The sequence below is a fragment of the Streptomyces sp. SID11385 genome (assembly GCF_010548245.1).
Lineage (GTDB): Bacteria > Actinomycetota > Actinomycetes > Streptomycetales > Streptomycetaceae > Streptomyces.
The window spans coordinates 1-3,783 of record NZ_JAAGLR010000576.1; the positions used below are offsets into that span (position 1 = coordinate 1).

The window sequence follows — 3,783 nt, forward strand, 5'->3', positions numbered from 1 at the left end:
CACGGGACACCCGCCGCCGCCAGCGCGGCGAGCAGTCCACGGGCCCCGGGCACGGGCGGCACGGTGTCCCCCTCGGCCGCCAACAGCGCGTCGAGCACGCGCCGTTCGGCCGTCGCGTCGAGCGCGGGCGCCGCCGCGCGGACCGTGTCCTCGGGGCGCCTGCCGAAGGTGAGCGGCCACACCGCCTCCGGGTCGAGCCCGTTCCGTACCGCCCAGGCGTCCCACACGCGGCGGTGGAGCGCGGCCGAGTCGAGGAGGACGCCGTCCACGTCGAGGAGGACGGCCCGGGGAGGGGAAGCGGCGCGCATGTGCGTGAGCCTGTCACGGACCGCGCGGGCTTTGCTAGCGTGCGCCGGTGACCGAAGGACCCGTACCCCCCGCGCCCGAGACCGCCCGCCACCCCGAGCCCGCCCCCGCTCCCGTCCCTGCCCCCGCCCCCGTCCTCGCCGAGGGTGCCCGCACGACCTTGCACGCGCTGCGGCACGAGGACGGGCCCGCGTTCGTGGCGCGCGTGCGCGAGAGCCGCGCGCTGCACCACCCGTGGCTGGCGATGCCCGACGACGCGAACGCCTTCGCCGCCTACGCGGACCGCCTGGACGAGCCCGCGCGGGCCGGATTCCTGCTCCGTACCCGCGCGGACGGCGCCCTCGCCGGCTTCGTCAACATCAACAACATCGTGCAGGGCGCCTTCCGTTGCGGCGCGCTCGGCTACGGGGCCTTCGCGGGCGCCGAGGGGCGCGGCCTCATGACCGAGGGGCTCGGCCTCGTCATCCGCCACGCCTTCACCACGCTCGGCCTGCACCGCCTGGAGATCAACGTCCAGCCGGAGAACGCCGCTTCGTGCGCGCTCGCCCGCCGCCTCGGCTTCCGCCACGAGGGCTACTCGCCCGACTTCCTCCACGTCGACGGAGCCTGGCGCGGGCACGAACGCTTCGCGCTCACCAGCGAGATGAAGCTCCCGGGCGCGTAACGTCAGCCGCGCCGCTTCCGGTTGACCTTCATCGTGTCCAGATCGGTCACCGCCGCCCGCAACTCGCCGCAGTGCAGGCCGCGTTCCCGCAGGACGTGCTCAAGGCGCTCCTCGGCGAGCGCGGCGGCCATCTCCTCGCCGTCCGCCGCGTCCGAGCGCAGTTCGACGCGGAAGGAGAACGCCTTCAGCGTCCGGTCGTAGGCGAGCGAACCCCCGGGCGTGAACCGCATCGCGCCGAGACCGTCCGCCTCCGCGAGCCCGGCCCGCAGCGTCTCCCGCTCGGCCTCGTCCCGGGGCGCCCACACTCCTCGCAGGGTCACGCGGTAGGTGTGCCGCTCGTGCTGCGGGCCGGTGGGAAGCGGGCTGCTCATGGTGCCTTCTCGGAAATCGGGGTGAAGCGTGCCGCGCCACCGTAGAGGATGACCCGCATGCGACGCACGGTGATAATCGACGCGCCCTCCAACCTCGGCCTGCGGCCCCCGGCGCCCGGACAGGTGCCCGGCTGCCACGGCCTCGCCGCGGCGCTGCGCGCGCGGGACCTGCCCCCGCGGATCGGCGCCCACGACGGGGGCACCGTCCCCGCCCCCGCGTACGACAGGGGCGACTGGCGTCCCGGCGACGGCGTCTTCCACGCACCCCACATCGCCACGTACACCCGGCAGTTGGCCGACCGGATCGGCCCGCTCCTCGACGCGGGCGACTTCCCCGTGGTGCTCGGCGGCGACTGCGCCATCCAGCTCGGCGCCTCGCTCGCGCTGCGCCGCAGGGGCCGCTACGGACTCCTCGCCGCCGACGCCTCCGCCGACTTCCGCCACCTGGGCAACGCGCCCGCCGTCGGCGCGGCGGCCGGCGAGGAGGTCGCGATCGCCACCGGGCGCGGGCAGGCGGACCTCGCGGACATCGACGGACTGCGGCCCTACCTGCGCGAGCAGGACATCCGCTACGCGGGCATCAGGGACGGCGACGTCGACATCCCCGAACTGACCTCGCTCGGGATGGACGTCGTCACGGTCGCCGCGCTGCGCGAGCGGGGCCCCGCGGCGGCCGGCGCGGCGCTCGCGCGGGAGCTGAGCGGCGGGGGACGGGCCGGGTACTGGGTGCACTGCGACGCGGACGTCCTCGACCCGGCCGTCATGCCCGCCGTGGACAGCCCCGACCCCGGCGGCCTGGAACCGCACGAACTCACCGAGCTGCTCCGGCCGTTGCTCGCGGCCCCCGGCTGCGTCGGCCTGAACGTCACGATCTACGACCCGGACAAGGACCCGGACGGGACGGCGGGGGACACGCTGGCCGACCTGCTGGTGGCGGCGTTCGCGCGAGACCTTCCGGGCGGCGCCCGTACCGGCATCCTTTGACCTTGACACGGTGGCAAGCCCTTCACTGGGAGCACGACGACGAGCCCCGCACGGGGTCCGGGAGGCGGGTTTCCATGACCATGCGGGAAGCGGTCCCGTACACGACGCGGGTGCTGCGCGCGCTGGAGAGCGAGGACGGTGGCGTACGGCTGCGGGCGGCGCTCGCGGCGGGTACGCGGCCGGATGCCGCGTACGTGGACGCGCTCGTCGCGCGCTGCGCGGTCGAGCCGGAGTTCGGCGTGCGCGAGATGCTGACCTGGGCGCTGATACGGCAGCCGGAGGAGCTGACCGTACCGCTGCTCGTGGCGGCGCTGCGCACGGAGCCCGCGCAGGCGCGCGCCCAGGCCCTGCACACGCTCTCGAAGATCGCGGAACCGGCGACATGGGAGGCGATCACGCCCGCGCTCCTGGACGACCCCGACGACGAGGTGGCGCGCACGGCCTGGCGCACGGCCGTCGTCCTCGTCCCCGAGGGCGAGGAGGCGGCGCTGGCCGTGGCGCTGGCGGGACAGCTCGGCCGGGGCGTACCGGAGACGCGGCTGAGCCTGAGCCGCGCGCTGCTCGCGCTTGGCGCGGCGGCACGGCCGGTCCTCGCGGAGAAGGAGAAGGACGCGGACCCCGAGGTACGGGCCCACGCGCTCGCCACGGAAGACCTGCGCCAGGACCCGTCGCTCGGCTTCGCCCCGGTGCTGGAGGCGGCGAAACGCGTCGTCGCGCTGGGGCCGGACGGGCCGTAGGAGGAGCGGCCGGGGAGGGCGATCATCTGGACGTGTGCCGGGGACGGCGATCATCTGGACGTGTGGAGGTGAACGGCGGTCGGCGGAGGGGCGAAACGGCGGTGCGCCGAGAAGTGTTGAGCTGTACGGAGGCGCGCGGAGGCGTGCGGAGGCGTCCTGGTGGGCGGTGAGGAGTGGTGAACGGTGCTGATCGGTGAGCTGTCTCGGCGGTCCGGGGTGAGCGCGCGGATGCTCCGGCACTACGAGGCGCTCGGCCTCGTCCGCCCCGAGGGCCGTACCGGCTCCGGCTACCGCGCGTACGCGGCGGACGACGTGCGGCGCGTCTTCCACATCGAGAGCCTGCGCTCGCTCGGCCTGTCACTGCGCGAGGTGGGACGCGCGCTCGACGACCCGGACTTCGCGCCCGCGCGCCTTGTCGCGGAACTCGCGCGGCGGACACGGGAACGCATCGCGGCCGAGACCGAACTGCTCACGCGCCTCGACCGCATCGGCGCCGCCGAACCGGCTGACTGGGACGACGTGCTGCGCAGCGCCGCGCTGCTGCGGGCGCTGTGCGCGTGGAGCGCGGACGACAGGCAGCGTGCGGCGCTCGCGACGGCGAAGGGCGGCCCCGTACCGGCGGAGATGCTCGCGGACGCACTGCTGCGCGAGCCGGACCCGTACGTGGCGGGGGCGCTGCGCTGGGCGCTCGCGCGAGCGGGCGAGAGCGCGCTCGCCCCGC

6 protein-coding genes are annotated in these 3,783 nt (G+C 75.5%); 4 read left to right on the plus strand and 2 right to left on the minus strand.

Going from position 1 to position 3,783, the window contains the following annotated elements; all coding sequences use genetic code 11:
* A partial coding sequence (locus G3I42_RS17545) for an HAD family hydrolase (RefSeq protein WP_343244575.1) occupies window positions 1–308 on the minus strand: 308 nt, incomplete at its 3' end.
* 47 nt (window positions 309–355) lie between these two features.
* On the opposite strand from G3I42_RS17545, the gene G3I42_RS17550 reads away from it, so the two are divergent.
* Entirely contained in the window at window positions 356–970 is a 615-nt protein-coding gene (locus G3I42_RS17550; RefSeq protein WP_164287063.1) for a GNAT family protein, read from the plus strand.
* A 2-nt stretch (window positions 971–972) separates the two neighbouring features.
* On the opposite strand, the gene G3I42_RS17555 is transcribed toward G3I42_RS17550, so the two are convergent.
* Window positions 973–1,341 carry a DUF6204 family protein gene (locus tag G3I42_RS17555; protein ID WP_164287065.1) on the minus strand — a complete coding sequence of 123 codons (369 nt, stop codon included), beginning with the start codon at window positions 1,339–1,341 and terminating at the stop codon, window positions 973–975.
* 57 nt (window positions 1,342–1,398) lie between these two features.
* Between G3I42_RS17555 and G3I42_RS17560 the strand changes: the two genes are divergently transcribed.
* The 3 genes from G3I42_RS17560 to G3I42_RS17570 form a co-directional block, all read left to right on the plus strand.
* On the plus strand, window positions 1,399–2,325 hold the full coding sequence (locus G3I42_RS17560; RefSeq protein WP_164287067.1) for an arginase family protein: 927 nt from the start codon (window positions 1,399–1,401) through the stop codon (window positions 2,323–2,325).
* A gap of 74 nt (window positions 2,326–2,399) precedes the next feature.
* Entirely contained in the window at window positions 2,400–3,062 is a 663-nt protein-coding gene (locus tag G3I42_RS17565) for a HEAT repeat domain-containing protein (RefSeq protein ID WP_164287069.1), read from the plus strand.
* Between the two features lie 183 nt (window positions 3,063–3,245).
* A partial coding sequence (locus G3I42_RS17570; protein WP_164287071.1) for a MerR family transcriptional regulator occupies window positions 3,246–3,783 on the plus strand: 538 nt, incomplete at its 3' end.